22 protein-coding genes are annotated in these 17,313 nt (G+C 68.6%); 11 read left to right on the top strand and 11 right to left on the bottom strand.

All coding sequences use genetic code 11. The annotated features are described in order from the left end of the window. Positions 1 to 64 precede the first annotated feature (64 nt). From MKK54_RS14945 to MKK54_RS14915, 7 genes are all read left to right on the top strand, one after another. Positions 65 to 274, top strand: coding sequence for a hypothetical protein (locus MKK54_RS14945; RefSeq protein ID WP_244011986.1), 210 nt, complete (start codon positions 65 to 67; stop codon positions 272 to 274). A 364-nt stretch (positions 275 to 638) separates the two neighbouring features. Next, positions 639 to 1,667 (top strand): IS110 family transposase, encoded by a 1,029-nt coding sequence (locus MKK54_RS14940; protein WP_244011985.1) that lies wholly within the window; start codon positions 639 to 641, stop codon positions 1,665 to 1,667. Between the two features lie 494 nt (positions 1,668 to 2,161). Beyond that, positions 2,162 to 2,545, top strand: coding sequence for a hypothetical protein (locus MKK54_RS14935; RefSeq protein WP_055882999.1), 384 nt, complete (start codon positions 2,162 to 2,164; stop codon positions 2,543 to 2,545). A gap of 13 nt (positions 2,546 to 2,558) precedes the next feature. Continuing rightward, positions 2,559 to 3,068 carry an RNA polymerase sigma factor gene (locus MKK54_RS14930; RefSeq protein ID WP_244011984.1) on the top strand — a complete coding sequence of 170 codons (510 nt, stop codon included), beginning with the start codon at positions 2,559 to 2,561 and terminating at the stop codon, positions 3,066 to 3,068. Then, on the top strand, positions 3,065 to 3,874 hold the full coding sequence (locus tag MKK54_RS14925) for an anti-sigma factor family protein (protein ID WP_244011983.1): 810 nt from the start codon (positions 3,065 to 3,067) through the stop codon (positions 3,872 to 3,874). Before MKK54_RS14930 ends, MKK54_RS14925 begins: the two co-directional genes overlap by 4 nt. Then, the gene (locus MKK54_RS14920) at positions 3,871 to 4,761 is read left to right on the top strand and encodes a LysR family transcriptional regulator (RefSeq protein ID WP_244011982.1); all 891 of its coding nucleotides are present in this window, start codon (positions 3,871 to 3,873) and stop codon (positions 4,759 to 4,761) included. Before MKK54_RS14925 ends, MKK54_RS14920 begins: the two co-directional genes overlap by 4 nt. Further along, entirely contained in the window at positions 4,758 to 5,129 is a 372-nt protein-coding gene (locus MKK54_RS14915; RefSeq protein WP_055882989.1) for a YidH family protein, read from the top strand. Before MKK54_RS14920 ends, MKK54_RS14915 begins: the two co-directional genes overlap by 4 nt. 3 nt (positions 5,130 to 5,132) lie before the next feature. Here the strand turns inward: MKK54_RS14915 and MKK54_RS14910 are convergent, their stop codons facing one another. The 5 genes from MKK54_RS14910 to MKK54_RS14890 all read right to left on the bottom strand — a co-directional run bounded on the left by MKK54_RS14910 (position 5,133) and on the right by MKK54_RS14890 (position 10,345). Continuing rightward, on the bottom strand, positions 5,133 to 6,218 hold the full coding sequence (locus MKK54_RS14910) for a sulfite oxidase (protein WP_244011981.1): 1,086 nt from the start codon (positions 6,216 to 6,218) through the stop codon (positions 5,133 to 5,135). Between the two features lie 78 nt (positions 6,219 to 6,296). After that, positions 6,297 to 7,280, bottom strand: a complete 984-nt coding sequence (locus MKK54_RS14905; RefSeq protein ID WP_244011980.1) for a beta-propeller fold lactonase family protein — start codon at positions 7,278 to 7,280, stop codon at positions 6,297 to 6,299. Positions 7,281 to 7,465: 185 nt separating this feature from the next. Continuing rightward, the gene (locus tag MKK54_RS14900) at positions 7,466 to 7,804 is read right to left on the bottom strand and encodes a c-type cytochrome (protein WP_244011979.1); all 339 of its coding nucleotides are present in this window, start codon (positions 7,802 to 7,804) and stop codon (positions 7,466 to 7,468) included. An 11-nt stretch (positions 7,805 to 7,815) separates the two neighbouring features. Then, positions 7,816 to 9,039 (bottom strand): molybdopterin-dependent oxidoreductase, encoded by a 1,224-nt coding sequence (locus MKK54_RS14895; protein WP_244011978.1) that lies wholly within the window; start codon positions 9,037 to 9,039, stop codon positions 7,816 to 7,818. 244 nt (positions 9,040 to 9,283) lie between these two features. Next, on the bottom strand, positions 9,284 to 10,345 hold the full coding sequence (locus MKK54_RS14890; protein ID WP_244011977.1) for a YeiH family protein: 1,062 nt from the start codon (positions 10,343 to 10,345) through the stop codon (positions 9,284 to 9,286). 546 nt (positions 10,346 to 10,891) lie between these two features. On the opposite strand from MKK54_RS14890, the gene MKK54_RS14885 reads away from it, so the two are divergent. Beyond that, positions 10,892 to 11,068: a phage antirepressor KilAC domain-containing protein gene (locus MKK54_RS14885; protein ID WP_244011976.1), complete on the top strand. Its 177-nt coding sequence runs from the start codon at positions 10,892 to 10,894 to the stop codon at positions 11,066 to 11,068. A gap of 419 nt (positions 11,069 to 11,487) precedes the next feature. On the opposite strand, the gene MKK54_RS14880 is transcribed toward MKK54_RS14885, so the two are convergent. The 5 genes from MKK54_RS14880 to MKK54_RS14860 form a co-directional block, all read right to left on the bottom strand. Beyond that, on the bottom strand, positions 11,488 to 11,910 hold the full coding sequence (locus tag MKK54_RS14880) for a hypothetical protein (RefSeq protein ID WP_244011975.1): 423 nt from the start codon (positions 11,908 to 11,910) through the stop codon (positions 11,488 to 11,490). Beyond that, a complete protein-coding gene (locus MKK54_RS14875; RefSeq protein WP_244011974.1) occupies positions 11,903 to 12,274 on the bottom strand; it encodes a hypothetical protein in 372 nt (123 codons plus the stop codon). The genes MKK54_RS14880 and MKK54_RS14875 overlap by 8 nt, the downstream gene beginning before the upstream one ends. After that, positions 12,261 to 12,512, bottom strand: coding sequence for a hypothetical protein (locus MKK54_RS14870; RefSeq protein WP_244011973.1), 252 nt, complete (start codon positions 12,510 to 12,512; stop codon positions 12,261 to 12,263). The genes MKK54_RS14875 and MKK54_RS14870 overlap by 14 nt, the downstream gene beginning before the upstream one ends. Before the next feature lie 14 nt (positions 12,513 to 12,526). Beyond that, a complete protein-coding gene (locus MKK54_RS14865) occupies positions 12,527 to 14,101 on the bottom strand; it encodes an AAA family ATPase (protein WP_244011972.1) in 1,575 nt (524 codons plus the stop codon). A gap of 88 nt (positions 14,102 to 14,189) precedes the next feature. After that, complete coding sequence (locus MKK54_RS14860) at positions 14,190 to 14,711, bottom strand: hypothetical protein (protein ID WP_244011971.1); 522 nt, start codon at positions 14,709 to 14,711, stop codon at positions 14,190 to 14,192. A gap of 392 nt (positions 14,712 to 15,103) precedes the next feature. Here MKK54_RS14860 and MKK54_RS14855 point away from each other — a divergent pair, with 392 nt between their 5' ends. Genes MKK54_RS14855 through MKK54_RS14845 form a run of 3 tightly spaced genes read left to right on the top strand, consistent with a single transcriptional unit; the run spans position 15,104 to position 16,102 of the window. Continuing rightward, positions 15,104 to 15,577 carry a hypothetical protein gene (locus MKK54_RS14855; RefSeq protein ID WP_244011970.1) on the top strand — a complete coding sequence of 158 codons (474 nt, stop codon included), beginning with the start codon at positions 15,104 to 15,106 and terminating at the stop codon, positions 15,575 to 15,577. A 10-nt stretch (positions 15,578 to 15,587) separates the two neighbouring features. Then, positions 15,588 to 15,872, top strand: a complete 285-nt coding sequence (locus MKK54_RS14850; RefSeq protein ID WP_244011969.1) for a helix-turn-helix domain-containing protein — start codon at positions 15,588 to 15,590, stop codon at positions 15,870 to 15,872. Next, positions 15,869 to 16,102 (top strand): hypothetical protein, encoded by a 234-nt coding sequence (locus MKK54_RS14845; RefSeq protein WP_244011968.1) that lies wholly within the window; start codon positions 15,869 to 15,871, stop codon positions 16,100 to 16,102. Before MKK54_RS14850 ends, MKK54_RS14845 begins: the two co-directional genes overlap by 4 nt. Here MKK54_RS14845 and MKK54_RS14840 read toward each other — a convergent pair. Further along, positions 16,099 to 17,214 carry a hypothetical protein gene (locus MKK54_RS14840; RefSeq protein ID WP_244011967.1) on the bottom strand — a complete coding sequence of 372 codons (1,116 nt, stop codon included), beginning with the start codon at positions 17,212 to 17,214 and terminating at the stop codon, positions 16,099 to 16,101. The genes MKK54_RS14845 and MKK54_RS14840 overlap by 4 nt on opposite strands. Between the last annotated feature and the right edge of the window lie 99 nt (positions 17,215 to 17,313).

Below are 17,313 nucleotides of genomic sequence, written 5' to 3'. Positions count from 1 at the left end.
AACCTCGCTCGGATGCCGGGTCTTGGGTTCAAGCGCCGGCATCCGACCGGCCATGAGGGACGCCATGTCGAGCGATACGGAAAAGCACCACGCGCTGCTCAGCGGGCTCAAGGCGGCCATGGGCAAGGGCGACGGGTCCTTCGAGCAGGCCGTGACCAACGCCTTCGAGCATGTATTCGAACATCTGGATCGCCTGAACTCGAACGTCTCGGTGGGCGGGCGCGATGGCCAAGATCGCCCCCTTCAGGATGGGGAGTCCTCGACCCTACGATAGGGCATTTCCCCCATCCTCTTCGCAAAAAGTGCTAGTGCTTCTGTTTATGGCTCGCTGATGCTGGCAGGGTCGTTGTATTATCCGCCTTTCCAGTCAGAGCAGCTGAGCAAGTGGTCTGGCACCCTACGCATGTGCCTATGTCTGCTTAAGCACAGCACGTCACCGAAAGCAGCCGGACTGCTCTCCGCCCGACTCGGTCGTAGAACGGACGGACGGGTTGCGACCCAACTACGCCGTAAGAACAAGCCAACGTATCTCTCGAAAGCAGATGGGGTGGATGGCTCCCGCTCCGACTGACGGCATCTCGGTGCCAAGATGTGGTTGCTGTCAAAGCAGCAGCCACGCAGATGCAGGAGCCATCCCCATGGAGATCACCACCGTCGGCATCGATCTGGCCAAGAGCATTTTCCAGGTTCACGCCGTTGATGCAGCTGGGCACGTCGTCGTTCGCAAGGCGCTACGCCGGGCGCAGGTCGTGCCGTTCTTCGCCAAGCTGCCTCGATGCGTGGTCGGCATAGAGGCGTGCGGCACGTCCCATCACTGGGCCCGGGAGCTCATGAGGCTCGGCCATGAGGTTCGGCTGATGCCGCCCGCTTACGTGAAGCCGTATGTGAAGCGCGGTAAGACCGATGCGAACGACGCCGCTGCCATCTGTGAGGCGGTGACGCGCCCGAGCATGCGCTTCGTGCCGGTGAAGTCGACCGAGCAGCAGGCGGCGCTGGCGCTGCACCGGACGCGCGACCTGCTGGTCAAGCAACGCACGCAGTTGGTGAACATGATCCGCGGCCTGCTCGCCGAGTTCGGGATCGAGATGGCGCGGGGCCTGCGGCACGCGCTCGAACTGGCAGCCCGGCTCTCGGCTGGAGACGCAGCCGAGGTGCCGCCACTGGCGCAACGCGTGGTGACCGGGCTGGCCGACCAGATCGGCGCCTTGCAGATCCAGCTCACCCGCCTGGAGAAGGAGTTGCTCGCTTGGCATCGGGACAGCGACCTGTCGCAGCGCCTGGCGACGATCCCCGGTGTCGGCATCGTCTCGGCGACCGCGCTGGCCGCCTCGGTGAGCGAGCCCGAGCGCTTCCGCTCCGGTCGGCAGTTCGCCGCCTCGTTGGGCCTGACACCGCTGCAGAACTGCAGCGGCGGCAAGGAGCGCCTGGGCCGGATCTCGCGCATGGGCGACCGCTACCTGCGCCGCCTGCTCGTGGTCGGCATGACCTCTCTGGTCCGGCGCGCGAAGGCGACGCCGACTTCGGTCGACCCGCGTCTGCCGGCGCTGCTGCAGCGCAAGCCGGTGCGCGTGGTGACTGTTGCGGCGGCCAATCGCACGGCGCGGGTCGCCTGGGCGATCATGACCCGCGGCGGCACCTACCGCGCACCAGCGGCCACGGCCGCCTGACAGCAGGAAGGGGAGCACTTTTCCGAGTTGCGAGGACGATGAGAGTTGATGGCGAACCGGTCAGACCGGGAGCCGGGACACCCCGCTGAATGTCCAGGGCATCATAGCCCGCAAAGCAGAGTGGGACCCAGCTCGCGGATACCATCAGGGCCAGCGGTCACATGAACGACTGCATCAACAGGCCGGACACAAGACTGCACCCGACCTACGCGTCAGAAGCTCAATTCGCCCCTTGCAATGCGGGAGCCATCCACACAGGACGTTGCAGTCGATCTTGCCCTGCGAGGGCATAATCTCGGATCTTCGCCTTTCAGAGTGGTGACGCCGCCGCATCAGTCCACTGTTTGCTCCTAGGTGACGACCGTCTGCCATAATTGAGGACGAGTCGGCGGTCACGCTGACGTGACCAAACTTTTTCGCGTGTCAGTGGAATAGAGGCGCCCATTCGACATCCCTCCCGATGCGGTCATGCTCGACCGCGGGAGAACTCACTCATGCACACCATGCTGATCCGCGCCGCCTTTGCGGCCTTCGCCTTCTCCGCCGTCGCCGCCCAGGCCGCCGCGCCTGCGATGACCGCCGAGACTGCCAAGGGGCCGGCGCTCGTCGATTCCAAGAGCATGACCCTCTACACCTTCGACAAGGACATGGGCGGCAAGTCGATGTGCAACGGCCCCTGCGCCGCCAACTGGCCGGCCCTGATGGCCGCCTCCGGCTCGGCTGCCAGTGGCGACTGGACGATGGTGACGCGGGACGACGGCACGATGCAGTGGGCCTACAAGGGCAAGCCGCTCTACACCTTCGCCAAGGATACGAAGCCCGGCGACATCACCGGCGACGGCTTCCTCAACGGCGCATGGCACATCGCCAAGCCCTGATCGGTAAAGCCTCGTGGACGAGATCGCCGCCCTCATCGAACCGCAGATCCCAGCGTTGCGGCGCTACGCCGTCGCGCTGTTGCGCGACCGCGAGTCGGCGGACGACCTCGTCCAGGACACCCTGGAGCGGGCGTTGTCCGCCTGGTCCGGACGTCGCCGCGACGGCGACCTGCGAGCCTGGCTGTTCACGATCGAGCGCAACCTGTTCCTCGGCACTGTTCGACGCCGGGGCCGGCGCGGCATCGATGTCGGCGCTGAGGCTTTGGAGCAGGTGCCCGATCCGGGTGCCGACCCCGAGGCCGCTCTGGGGGCACGCGACGTGCTCGCCGGGCTCGACGCCCTGCCCGAGGAGCAGCGCTCGGTGCTGCTGCTCGTCGCGGTCGAGGATCTGTCCTATGCCGAAGCGGCGCAGGTGCTTGGAGTACCGCTCGGCACGGTGATGTCGCGGTTAAGCCGAGCCCGGGAGCGGATGCGAAGTTTTCTGGACACGGGCCGAACCGGCCTCTTGAGGAGGGTGAAATGAGCGGGGATCCGCGCCCGGTCGGCGAGGACGACCTGCACGGCCTGATCGACGGTCGTCTCGAACCGGAGCGGCAGGCGCTGGTCGAGGCATGGCTCAGGGGAAACCCCGCGCGGGCGGCCGAGGTCTCGGCGGATCGCGCCTTGCGCGAGCGCTTGCGTGCCCGCCTCGCGCCGATCGCCGAGGAGGCGATCCCGGCGCGGCTCCGGGTGGCCAACATCCGCTCGCGACATCGCCCGATAACTGGGCGCTGGCTTCCGATCGCGGCTGCGGCCGTGCTCTGCCTCGCGGTCGGCGGTGCCGCCGGCTGGTTCGGCCATGCCGCGCGGCAGGTACCCACGGTCACGCTCGCGCGAACCGAGCCGGCGACCGACGACGCAGTGGCGGCCTTCCGCACCTTCGTGGTCGAGGCGGTGCATCCGGTGGAGGTGCGCGCCGACGAGAAGCCGCACCTCGTGACGTGGCTCTCGAAGCGCCTCGGCCGGGCGGTGACCACCCCCGACCTCACGGCCTACGGCTTCCGCCTGATGGGCGGCCGGCTTCTGCCGGCGGGTTCCGAAGCCGCCGCTATGCTGATGTACGATGACGATCACGGCACCCGGCTGACGCTCTACAGCCGCGTGGGCGATGCGGATGGCCGCACGGTGTTCCGCTTCGCCCGCGAGGGTGACGTCGCCGCCTTCTCCTGGGTCGATGGCGGCATGTCCTACGTCGTCACGGGTCGCACCGACGAGGCGCGGCTGTTGACCGTCGCGCAGGCGGTTGACGCGCAGGTCCGTGGATTGCCAGTTCCGCCGCGGCAACCATGACCCTCGACCAACTCCGCATCTTCGTGGCCGTGGCGGAGCGGCAGCACGTGACCCGGGCCGCCGAGGCGCTGAACCTCGTGCAGTCGGCGGTCAGCGCGGCGATTGCCAATATCGAGGGACGGCACGCGACCAAGCTGTTTCACCGGGTCGGCCGCGGGATCGAGCTGACCGAGGCGGGACGCATGTTCCTCGTCGAGGCCCGCGCCGTGCTCGCCCGGGCCGAGGCCGCCGAACTGGTGCTCGCCGACCTCAGCGGCATGCGGCGCGGGACGCTGGCCCTCTATGCCAGCCAGACCATTGCCAGCGACTGGCTGCCGCGCCACCTCGTCGCCTTCCGCCGGGCCTACCCTGAGATCGCCATCCGGTTGGCGGTGGGCAACACCACCGACGCCGCCGACGCGGTGCGCGCGGGGCAGGCCGAACTCGGCTTTGTCGAGGGGGCGCTGGACGACCCGACGCTCGCGAGCACGACCATCGCGCAGGACCAACTGGTCCTCGTGGTCGCCCCTGGCCATGCCTTCGCCGGGGCGACCGACCTCGAACCCGAAAACCTCGCCGGGGTCGATTGGGTGCTGCGCGAGGCTGGATCGGGAACCCGCTCGGCCTTCGAGGTGGCGCTCACGGAGGCCGGCCTTGCCCCGGCCCAACTCCGGGTCACGCTCGAACTGCCCTCGAACGAGGCGGTTCGGGCCGCCGTCGAGGCCGGGGGCGGGGCCGCCGTACTGTCCGAGACCGTGGTCGCCGCAGCACTTCGGGCCGGAACGCTGGTGCGGGCGGCGTTCGCCCTGCCGAGCCGGCCGTTCCGGGTGCTGCGCCACAAGGAGCGCTACCGCAGCCGGGCCGCTGACGCGCTTCTTGACCTGATCGCGACGGCGAACATCAGATGAGCGAGCCCGCGAAACCCGTGCCCCCCGACGATCCCCGGGTGAGGCTCGCCGAGGACCGGACCGTGCTGGCGGCCGAGCGCACCTTCGTGGCGTGGCTTCGCACCGGGCTCGCATTCCTCGGCGTCGGCCTCGCTGCGCAGCGCTTCCTGCGGGAGGTGCTCGCGGTTTGGCCGCTGAAGGTGCTGTCGCTGACCCTGATCGCCTGCGCACTCGCATCGTTCGCCGGCGCCGTGTGGCGTGACCGGGCGATCCGGGCACGACTCGCCCATGCCGAGATCCCGATGATGCCGCGCCTCCTCACCGTCGGGATTGCGGCCCTGCTGATCGCGATCTCCGGCCTCGCGGCCACCGCCCTGCTCTGGGCGTGAGGGTCAGGCCACCGTCACTCGCACCCGGTGCCAGGCGGCGCTGAGGTAGCCCTTGTAGTTCCAGGTGTCGTCGGGGGCGGCCGGCTGGGTCTGGCCGGCGGAATCCCAGGCCCGCACCGCGAGCTCGTGCTCGCCGGCGGTCAGCTCGCGCTCGATCTCCCAGAACGTCCAGGCGTGGGGCGCGTCGGCATCGCGCTCGATCCGGGCCTGCGCCCAGCTGCGGCCGCCATCCGTCGAAACGTCGACGCGGGCGACCGCGCGGTCGCTGGCGATGGCGTAGCCGCGGATCGCGTGCCGGCCGGCCTTCAACGCCGCGCCGCGGGCGGGCTCGCAGATCGCGCTGTTCAACGGCATCGCCTCGATGGTGATGCCGTGGGCCGGGTCGGCGGTCTCGGCCGTCACGTCGGGCGGAAACAGTTTGTAGTCGTCGGCCTGCATCGGGTTGTCGGAGGGCCGGTCCTGAACCGAGATGCGGGCGAGCCATTTCGGGCTGCGGATGCCGGCAAATCCCGGCACCACCACGCGCAACGGATGGCCGTGCTCGGGGGCGAGAGGCTCGCCGTTCATCGCGAAGGCAAGCAGCGTCTCGGGCGCCAGCGCCTTGGCGAGCGGGATCGAGGCGCCGAAGCGCGTGTCCGTGTCCGCGATCCGGTCGTGGCTCTCGAAGGCGACGTGGCGCGTAGCGCCCGCGTCGACTCCGGCGGCACGCAACACGTCCGCGAGCCGCACCCCGGTCCATTCCGCATTGCCGATGGCGCCGGACGCCCACGGGTCGCCGGAGACCGGGGCCACCGCCAGCATGTCGGCCCGGCGGTTGCCGGCGCATTGCATCACCGCCGTCACGGTGACGGGCGCGAAGCGTTCCTTGAGATCGGCGAGGGAGAGGTCGAGCGGCGCGGCGACCATCCCGTCGACCGTCAGGCGGTAGCTGTCGGCGTCGAGGTCCGGGATGTCGCCGTGGCTGCGGACGTAGAAGTCGGCCTGATCGGTGAGGAACGCCGCGCGCAGGCGATCGAGCGGCGGCTCGGCATTGTAGAGCGCCTCGCCGTGGACGATGAGGCGGTCCTTGCGCTGGAACAGGCCGAGCATGGGGTCTTTGTCCTGCGTTCGTGACGTGTCGACGACGAGAACGCGCCGAAGGCGATAAGGCCCCCGACGCGCGACGCTTCACGGCTTCATCGTCGAAACCACCGCGTTCTTCGCGCGGTCGACCACGGCCACGCTGAGATCGCGGTTGAGGACGTACGCGTGGGCGTTGTCACTGGAGAATGCGATCGCCTGGCGCGGCTCGTTCAGCCCGGTCACCGTGGCGACGACCTTGAGCGTGTCGGTGTCGATCACTGACAAGGAGTTGTCCTTGAGGTTGCCCGAATAGACGAAGCGCCCGTCCGGGGTCAGCGCGGCACCGTAGGGGTCCTTGCCCACCGCAACTTCTGACGTGACCTTGCGGGCGGCGACATCGACCACACTGACGGTGTTGCGGCCGCTGTTGGCGGCAAACAGCGTCTTGCCGTCCTTGGTGATCGAGATGGCGCGCAGCTTGTCGAACCCGGCGATCTCGCTAGTGATCTTGTTGGTGGCGGTGTCGACCAACGTGATCTTGTCGCCGAGGAAGTTCGTCACGAACACGGTCTTGCCGTCCGGCGACAGCTTCACGCCCTGGCGCGGCTGCGCAAAGCCGGGGATCACGGCGACTGCCAGCATGGTCTTGGTGTCGAACACGGTCAGCGTGCTCGCGGCCTCGTTGTTGACGTAGAGCTTTGTCCCGTCGGCCGAGAGCACCGTGCCGAACGCACCGGGGCCCGCGGCAAGAACGCCGGCTTCCTTACCGGTGCCGGTCTCGTAGACCGTGATCCGGCCCGTGCCGCTGTCGGAGACGTAGAAGCGGGCGCCGTCCGGCGCGAACACGATGTTGCGCGGCGTGACGAAGCCGTCGAGGCGGCGCAGCACCGTGCCCTTGGCGACGTCGTAGACGATGACGGCGCTCTCCTCGCTGTTCGACACCGCGGCGACCGTGCCGGCAGCGTTCAAGGCGAGCGCGTTGTTCTTGATTGCGCCGTCGAAGCCGGCGGCGAATCCAGGTTGGTTCTGGGTGAGAAGCAAGGCAGCTCCGGCGAGGAGGGCGCGGAGGCTGGCGCGGACGTCAGTCATGAAGCGTGTCTTTCGGGCATGCGCCCTCGTTCGGCGGCTAGAGGCCGGCCGTGAGTGCGGGGTTGAAATCAGATGACGTGATGCGAGACCGATCCGGCCAGGCATATCCCAGGGGAGATGCCAGAAGGCGCGGTCTATTCCCCGAGGCCGACGGAAAAAGCGCGGCGGCTTCGGGATCCGAGGGGTCAGGGCGTCGGCTTCAACGCCGTGAGGTAGTCGACGATGGTCTGCACATCGGGTTGATCGACCGGCGCTTTGTAGACGTGGACCATCTTGTTCACGGTCTCGGTCCACTGCGCCTTCGTGAGCTTGGGCTGGGTCAGCACCATCCCGGCCGAGTGGCAGGCGAGGCAATTGTTATTGACCGCTTCGGCTCCCGGCCCGTCCGGAAAGATCCGGTCGGACGTCGGAAATTCGATCGATTGCGAGCTGAAGCGCATCGGCTCGGGAGCAGGCGCCGCGAGCGCCACCAGGGGAGACAGGATGAGCGCGGTGATGAGGGCCGCAGGGCGGATCGTGTTCATGGCTGTTCTCCTCAAGCGGCCTGGAAGGACACGGTCTCGATGCCGTTCTGCATGAAGCCGTTGGCGTTCCAGACCCGGTCCATGCCTTGCGCGACGCCCTTGGTGTTTGTGCAGCGGACCTTGACCGTATGGGTCCCGGCGGCCAGCGCCGGCAGGCTGCCGTCGAAGCGGCGGAAGCTGTAGGGGCCCTCGTCCGCCCCGAGTTGCGCCGGGACCCACGTCGCTCCGCCGTCTCCAGAGACCTCGACCGTCTTCACCCCACAATCGCCGCCGAAGGCGATGCCGCGGATGGCCACCGGCGTTCCGGCCGCCACCCTGGCGCCGTCCTGCAGATTGGTGACGAACGAGCGCGGCACCATCCTGTTGATCGGCACTGTCTTGAAGCCGGTCTGCCCGGGCTTGATGTTGGCGCCCGGCACATCGGGGATGCGATAGGCGGTCTTCATCCAATATTGTTCGTCGGGCTTGTCCAGGACCTCGATGTCGGACAGCATCTTGACCCAATAAGTCGAGTACCAGCCCGGCACCACGAGCCGGAGCGGGAAGCCGTTAAGCAGCGGCAATTGCTCGCCATTCATCGCGTAGGCGATCATCACCTCGCCATTGCTTGCGTGATCGAGATCGAGCGATTTCTTGAAGTCGGGCGCGTCGTCGACCACCGGCGCGTCGAGGCCGTCGAAGCGCACCTGCACGGCACCGGCCTTCACCCCGGCCCGTTCGAGCACATCGTTGAGGCGTACGCCGGTCCATTTGGCGTTGCCCATCGAGCCGTTGGCCCATTGCGCGCCGGGCACCCGCGGCTCGAACAGGCCGCGCGAATTGCCCGAGCACTGGTTGACCGCGGCGATCTCGAAGCGCGGCAGGCCGGCGATGGCGTCGAGGGAGAGCGAGAGTTCCTTCTCCACATGGCCGTGGACCTTGAGCCGGAAGGTGCCGGCATCCACCTCGGTCGGGATCGAGGCCCAGTGCCAGCGCACGTAGAAGCGGTCGTTGGGGGTGAACACGCCCTCGTCGAACACCGAAAACGGCGTCTCCAGCAGCGGAGGATGAGTACGCTGCAGGATCATCTCGCCCTTGCCCGGAAAGGCGGTGGTCAGCGCCCGCTCGTCCGGGCCGCCCGGCAGAGGCAGCTTCACCGAGCCCGCGGCCCAGGCCGGCAGTGCGGCGCCGAGGCTGCCGAGCCCGAGTCCACCCAGGACGAGGCGGCGGTTCGTCGGTCTGTCCAATCCGTGCATGGTCTCTCCCCTTGAAGAATGTCGGCATCGATGCGTTCGAGGGCATCGAGCCCCGTGGCGATTCCTCGCGACAAGGGAGATGCTACGGAAAGCGATTTATTCCCTCCAACGGTCTTTCGCGATGCAAACGATCTCCCGGTGCGATGATTCGAGAATTTTCAATCTCCCGCTTGGTCCGGATTTCCTCGGGGCATCGCGCCGGATGAAAACCTGGATCGGTTGTGGAGCCGGATCCTCACCCGGATCAGACGAGGCCCAGCACGTGGATCAGGCCGAGGCTGACGGCGCCGAGCGCGAGGAGCGAGGCGACCACCGCCAGCGTCACCCGCGCCCCGGCCTTGGCGACGCTGCGCACGTCGACCCCGAGGCCGAGCGCCGCCATTGAGACCACGGTCAGCACATTGGCGGTCTCCGACATCGGCGCGAGCGCGACCTGCGGGATCAGCCCGGCCGAGCGAAGTCCGGCGAGCGCGAGGAATGCGAAGATGAACCACGGCACCAGGCGGTGGATCGCGAGGCCGCCGCGGGCCGGGCGGTCGCCGGCGGTGACGCCGGGGGCGGCCTCGTCGGTCTCCTCGCCCAGCCGGCTCGCGCCGAGCGAGAGCACCAGGACGACCGGGCCGAGCATCAGCACCCGGACGAGCTTCACCAGAGTTCCGACCTGGACGCTGAGTGCCGCGATCGGCGCGGTGGCGGCGAGAACCTGCGGCACGGCGTAGACGGTGAGGCCGGCGAGCACCCCGTACTGCATCGGCGACAGGTCGAGCAGCGGCACCAGCAGCGGCAGGCCGAGCACCACCAGCACGCCGAGCACCGCGGTAAAGGCGATGGAGGCAGCGACGTCCTCGCCGTCGGCACCGATCACCGGGGCCGTGGCGGCGATGGCGGAGTTCCCGCAGATCGAGTTGCCGCAGGCGACGAGGATCGCCATGCGCGGGTGCAGCCCGAGCGCCCGGCCGATGCCGTAGCTCGACAGGATCGCCACCGCGACGACGCCCGCGATGCCGAAGAGCAGACCCGGACCGGCGGCGAGGATCGTCGTGAGGCTGAGCGAGGCCCCGAGCAGAACGACCGCGATCTCCAGCACGGTCTTGGCCCCGAAGGCGATGCCCGGAAAGAACCGCTGCGACGGGGTCCAGGTGGTGCGGATCACACTCCCGAGCAGGATCGCCAGCACCAGGGCTTCGAGCCAGGCGCGACCGAACAGATGCGCCTCGACGGCCTCGAAGCCGACCGCTGCGGCGGTGACCGCCACGCAGAGGCCCAGTCCCGGAAGGATGGCTCTCGTGCCGGCCAAGGCACGCATCGACCGAGGGTGGGAGAAAAGTCTAGGCGTGGACATGGGCGGCTCCGATCTGATGCCGGAGAATCCCATGTCCCTTTCATTCGCTCCAACGGAATGATCAGATGCTTCCCATCAACGGAGCAGATGAAACGAGCGCGCCTTCGCAACTCGCGGAGCCCCATCGTGCGAGGCCGAAAGGTGGGTTCACGCGTCGATCCAGAGGGCCTTGATCGTCGTGTCCGCGGCGAGCTCATAGATCCTGACGGAGCCCGTCGCGAACTCAAGGTCCTCGACCTCCGCCGGGCTGAGTCTTGACCTCCGGTCAATGCGGTCGCGACGGGCCGTCTGAAACGGGGTCCTCGGTGCTTTCAATCCAGGCTTTCAGGCAGCCTAAGCTGTTTGAATTAGGAGGTGTTCCTCGACGGCATGTGACAGAAGCTCGGGTACAAAGAGGCGTCCGCCCCTACGTAAGAGTACTACACGGCTGTCCTGGAAGGTTTCCTCGGGCGCTACGCCGTCGTGATGGAACAGGAGCGCGAGGGGCAACTCGTCGCCGAGTCCGCGTTCGTGGCCGTCGCCCCCGCGGTCGCCTTCATCGATGCCTTGGCGGATTCGGACGGGCTCTGGGGCCTGTACGCGGCCGCCAAGGCCCTGCACCAGGAACCGGTCACGTTATCCGGTGGCTGCGCGCTCGTGGCGACCTCTACGACCTGGGCGGCGGACCGGTACCCAAGGAGCCCCTGATCAAAACGGGGCTCTTCAAGGTCTCCTCCGAGATGTACGGCGGCGAACCGCGTCCGACGACGAAGCTGACGGGCAAGGGCCTCGTTCACTTCGCCCGCGAGCTCGGCGTAAAGCCTCCGTCCCTGTCCCCCTAGGGCCTGCTGCCAGGTTTCTGAGGGGTGGAAACGTCGCGTAACTAATACGTAGTCAAGCTGCCGTTGCTATACTCGGGGCCTGTTTCCGCAACGGAGACAGGCCCTTAGCTTTTCAGGGACACCCGGTCGCCGGCATGGCCACCCCCGCCCGGGCCGCCTGGATGCCCCTCCGAGCGACCCCGAAAATAGTTTGGGGGAAACCGCGTTTTCCCGCGTTTTTGGGTTTGCGCCTTGCCCGTTGCGCACACCGTGGCACGCCGCATGCCGACGTCATGCCACCCCGGATCAGTCGCCCGAGGATAGCTGCCCGGTCCCGCTGCGGGGGCACTCGGGACCGGTCCACTCGGAATGCAAGTCGAGGGCATCGGGCCGCGACCTGTCCTGCAGGATGATGTAGGCGCCCTTCCGCCCGTCGCTGGTCTCGTACGATCCGCCGAACCATGGGGAGGCCCCCCGCGATCCCGTCCCGTGCCCGACGACCTCGACGAGGACGCGCCCGGTTGCCTTCAGGTGGACGCCGCACCGGACGGTGACCCGCCATGTAGCCGCCGTGCCAGGGACGGCATCGACGTAGCCGTACCGCTCGCGCCCCGGGCCCGCCGGCACCGTCAGGGCGAACGAGAACCCCTCGCTCTCCAGGGGATGCAGCACCTCGGCGGCCGCGGCGCCGGCGAGCAGGACGAGGACGATGGCGAGGACGCTACGCATGGGATGGCTCCTTGTTGTCGAGGACGGCCCAGCACGAGCCGTCGGGCTCGAAGCCGACGACGACCGCGCTGGTGACGATTTCGTTTGTGTCCCGGCGCCGGAATCCGGCCTCCGTCGGGCGGTAGCCGACCCGGATCGCGTTGGGCGGCCGCGGCGCGTCGACGAGGGTCCCCTCCACCCAGCTATGGACGTCTCTGATCTTCGTCCTCAAAACTCTCAAGCGCGCGGATTCGCCGGCGTGAAACCAGCAGCCCTCCATGACGAGGAAGGGCTGCCGGTCGACGACGAGACCTCTCTGGCGCAGACTCCACACGAGCTTCGAGCGGTTCCAGTAGCACTGGTGGACCTGATCAGAGGGAGACACCGCACCTCTCCATCCGTGGGAGGGGCGTGAACGTCGTGGCGACGGCCTCGGCCTGCAAAGCGAGGCTGAGGGCCTCCTCGTCACCGAGGCGGCCCTTGGCGTGAAGGGCGGCGATCCGGTCGATCCGGAAGCAGCAGGCGATGGCGATCAGGCCGCACACCGTCCTGGAGGCCCAGAGACCGCGGACGCAGGCCCGGATCGCCGGGATAGAGGTCTCGCGTTGAGCGAAGGAGTTCATGATCCCCTCCAACATCAATGCCGGGCCATGGCGGCCGGGCCGGCATCGCGGCTCCGGAGCACCATCTCGACCAGCTTGGTGAGTTGGCGGATCGAGCCGCCGCGCCATGCCGACAGGGCAGACATCTCCTCGGCCATGAGGACGCCCCATCTCTCGTCGAGGCTCTGCCGGCGGCAGATCTCACGGGCGATCTGCGGGGCCAGGGTCGCGAGGTGCTCCGGACCCGGCGCGGAAAACAGCGTCACGCTGTCCATGCGGTCCAGCAGGGGGGCCGGGATGCGCCCGAGCTCGTTGGCCGTCACCAGGTAGACGACGTTGGAGACGTCCACGGGCGCATTGACGAACACTTCGTGCCACGCGGAATTCGTTTCGACGCCCCACAGGCCATGGCAGACGTCCCAGGCGGTTCCCCCGTTCGACTCCCGCGTCCCGGAGGCCTTGTCGAACTCGTCGAGGGCGAGGACGCCGTTCGCCTTCCGGTACCGGTTCAGCAGCGCGAGCGGCGACGTCATCCCCGCCGACGTCCAGCGCGAGGGCGTTCCGCCCAGGGCCGACGAGTCCGCGGAGTTATCGAGGTTGACCCGCTCGAACGGCAGGCCGGAGACCTCGGCGACACGCCGCGAGTACCTGGTCTTCCCGACGCCTGCGGGCCCATGGAGCATGTGAACGCCGCCGCCCCAGAACTTGCGTCCGGACTGCTTCTCGCGGATCGCCCGGGTCGCCCCGCCCTCGGTCGGGAACTCCGCGAGAAGCTTCGCCTCCCAGACGTCCCAATTGGCCGGGACCGGGACGAGCGGGAGCGCCACGCCGAGGACGTCCTTGACGGCGGTCTTCATCTCCCGGACGTGGGCGGCGGACGTGTTGCCGCCGAGCGACCGCAGCACGTAGACGTGCCCGGGAGGGGCCTCATCCGCCCGGGCCGCCTCGATCCGCTCGGCGGCCGACGGCGCCGCAACGGGCAGCCGGGCGATGCCGGCGCGGTCGTCGTCCATCGCCTCGGCATGGGTCTCCCTCATACCGAGGGCGACCCTGGCCTGATCCACGGCGCGCTGGCGGGCGTAGGCCGGCTCGCCGCGACGGCGCAGGGCGAGATACGCCGGGTCCAGCAGCGTGAGGCCGTAGGCGAGCAGGTGCTCCGGAGCGCCGGGATTGGCGTCCCGGGCATACGTCTGGGCCACCTCCCGGGCCGGCTCCAGGTACTCGTGCCGCCCGAATTCGATGAGATACGCGAGCGTGCGATGAGCCGCCTCGTCCCACCAGGCGTCGATTGCATTCTGAGGATCGCCCGCAAGGCGAGCCGCGTCGAGATAGGCGGCCTGGATCTGCGTGCAGAGGACCTGCTCGCCGGCCGCCCCGGCGATCTTGCCGGTGTGGGCCCAGTAGGCCGACACGTTGAGGCCGCGCACCCATTGGATGCAGTCCTCGTCGGTGAAATATTCCCTCATCGCCGGCAGGAACGGGGTGCCGTGGACGAGGCCGCGCGACCAGACCAACAGGTCGTCTACGATGCTGTCGTTCAGAAGGGGGGCGTTGGCGTAGAGCGCGCGCGTAGAGGGCGCGAACGCCCCGCGGAGGGGGGTTCTGGGCATCGGACGGATCTCCAAGACGTTGACGGCCATCCGCCAGCGCACAGTGATGCCGAAAGTTTACGCTCGGAGATCCTAAGGAGAAGTAAAGCTAACCTTCGTCCACAGGGCGAATGGGCTTTCCCCGGCGGGCCTCCCTCAGGGCGACCGTCACGTTCGCGGCGGCCTGGACGGCGGTCTCGACGCGGTCGGGCCACGACGAGCCCTCGCCATAGGCGTCGGCGTACCAGGCCATGGCCGACATGATCCGCCCGAGGCCGTCCGCGTCGGGGCTGTCCGAGATCGAGCCGAGCACGCGCATCACCGCCGGGGGCAGCGCGACGGAGGAGAGGCGGTCCCGGGCAAGGGACCGCCGGTTGACCTTGAAGACATCGGCCACGGCATGCGTCCAGCCGTCGGGCCAGACCCGCAGCGCGGCCGCCTCGACCGCCTCCGCCAGCGCCGGGTTCACGTCAGCCGGTTCGAGGGGCGCGGGCACGCCGTCGACGACCGCGTGGGGCCATCTCGCCTCGTCATACGCCAGCACCACCGCGCCGCCGAGGAAGCCCACGGCGGTCCAGCCTGATGGGACGGGAAAGGTGTCTGGGTCGACGTACGCGAGGCGGATCGGCATGTATCCGGGGATAGCATGGCCCAGGTTTTCGGGAAGCCCGCCCCGGCAGGTCAAGCGGCCCCTTCCCCCGAATCGGCGCGATCACGCTACGATCTGGGGATGCGCATCGAGCGCCGGGGCCTGCGCGCGCGAGCCGAGATGAAGGGGGTCCCGGCCAGGTGCGGGGCCCCCTTCGGATTCCTGGAGGGGGGACCATGAGGGCGACCTACAAGCCCCTGCTCGGAGGGGTATACCTTCAGCCTGCCGGCGGGGGTGAGCCGATCAAGCTGAACCGAGGTGACATCAAGCTTCCCTCACGCAGGGAGCGCCCCCGCATCACCGTCTAGGACCTCAGCGGGACCTTCGAGGTGAAATGCACGATGGTCTCCGGGAACTGGGATGCCCTCATACGGATGGGCTTCGAGGCCCATCTCAAGCGCCTCGCCGAGATCGACGGGTTGCTCGTCGGTGACCTGAGCGGTCGCGTCGAGCAGGCGCGCGTGACCCTGCTGCTGGCTCAGTTCGCTGACTACGGGCTAGGAGACACGCTCCACATCCTTCCGGTGAGCCTCCCCGCTGCGCAGGCATTCGCCCGGCGTGTCATGCCCGGATGCCAGCTCGGCATGTGCAAGGGACCGCATTCCGTCCTGCTCGATCCCCCGCGGGACGAAACCAGGTTGCCCCTCCACGAGCGCGAGGCCCGATGGGTGGAGCCGGTCACCCCGGCCGAGGGAGCCGACCCGGAGGCGGTCGCCTTGCTCAAGGTAACCGCGCGGGTGCTCGCCGCCAGCGTGCGGGGTGAGCTTGCCAGCCTGCCGTCCAAGCCCCCGGCGCCGCGTCGCGCCCCGGACGCGTCACTCCCTGCCGTGGGGTCCTTCCATGGCTGAGGCGATGGCGATGGCCGAGAGGCCGCCCGGCAAGCCGTACCCGCGGGCGATCCGTGATCGGGCTGCCGCCATGCGGGCGGAGGGGGCCACCGCAGAGGTCGTCGGCGTCGCCATCGGCGTCCACATCGACACCATCCATCGTTGGAACGGCGCGACGCTCCGGGGCGACCTGGCGCGGAAGCGCGCGGAGGCCCTAGCCCATCTCGCGGAAGGCGTGTCGGTCCGGGAAACGGCACGGAAGGTCGGCTGCACGCCCCGAAGCGTCATGCGCTGGCGGGACGAGGGAGAGGCATGACCACGCCCTGGAAGGATCGCACCTTCACCAACGCGCCGCCCCTGTCCCTGAACGAGGACGCCGCGGCCCTGACCGCCGAGTGGCAGGCCGTCCAGGCGACGACGCTGACGCCCGATCAGGTGCGCGCCGTCAATCGATTGGCGCACATCGAGGCCTTCGGGACGGACCCCCCGGCCGGCGAGCCCATCGATTTCAGGAAGGCGCTCCCCGGCCGGGTGATCACGCTCTAGGGCAGCAAGGACGTCTGGGCGCCCGGGTCCGTGTCCTTGGCCGGGGCCGGGTACCAGCGCTCCGAGGCAACGTGCGCCCGGGGCACGTCCCAGCCTTCCCGGATCAGGGCGTCCCGGCGCCGGTTCATCGCCTCGATGACGGCGCGGGCCTCGTCATGGGCCTGCGCGGATTCCTTCAGGCCCCACAGCGTCTCATCCGAAATGCCGGTGACCTCGCCGTATAGATCCGCGAGCCGTTCCCGGCTGCAGGGAAGTCCCTCGGTGACGCTGCCCCACTCTCCCGCGCTGCATAGCCGGTCGGTGCGGAAGACCCCGAGGTCCTCCAGCAGCGCCCTCATTTGATCAGCGGTTGGCTTGCCCGTCGGTCCGGCGCTGGCGCTCATCCCGTGGTTGCCGAGGCTGTCGTGCCAGCCGGAAAGCTCCTTCCTCCGGCCATCCGCAAGGACCATCTGCCGGGCGAGATGTGCGCGCTCCTCCGTCGTCAGCGCCGCGAAGACGGAATCGCCGACCGGCCGGAGCGACGAGCGGTCGTCCAGCGAACGGCTGCCCTTCTTGTGGGGAGGCTTGCCCTTCGGCGGGAGCGTCATGCGGTCGAGGGCCGCCTTTAGCCGCTGCATCTCGGCGCCGCGGCGCTGGAGGTCCTCGGGGGTAGAGACCTCGACGCGGGCCGCCACGAGCAGCGCCTCCTTCTCGTCGTCGATGGGATGCCTCTCGTGACGGGACAGGGGATGGTACTGCAGGTCCTCCTCCAGGAGCGGCCGCGACAGGCGCTCCAGTGTCATCGGGGGCCTGCTCGGGCGATCCGAGGCGGGGGCCTGGGGGGCGGACTCCTCCCTGTCGTCACCGTATTTCCGGCACGCTTCGCAAGCGTCCTCGAAATCATCGAGCATCAGCGTGAAGGTCTTGGCCCGGAAATCCCCGCCACGGTGCACGTCGTACTGCGCATCGAGCCAGGGGATGCCCTTGATGACGGACAGGGCGTGGCCGAGGATGCTACGCTCCGCCGGGTCGCTCTCCGGCCAGACTCCATAGACCACGTCGGCATCAGCGAAAGCCTGCAGGATCACGCTCAGGAAATTCTGGCCTCCGAAGAGGGTATCAGTGGTCCTCACGCCCTTTTCGATGTGCTCCCGCATCTCGTCTTCGGACACCGTTTCCAGGTCGTATCTGATCATGCCTGCCCCCGTGATTGGGGGCACCATGCCGGAGAC

The organism is Methylobacterium sp. J-068, from assembly GCF_022829445.1.
Classification (GTDB): domain Bacteria; phylum Pseudomonadota; class Alphaproteobacteria; order Rhizobiales; family Beijerinckiaceae; genus Methylobacterium.
The sequence above is the reverse complement of the archived record's forward strand: the minus strand, read 5'-3'. Positions and strand labels throughout refer to the sequence as shown.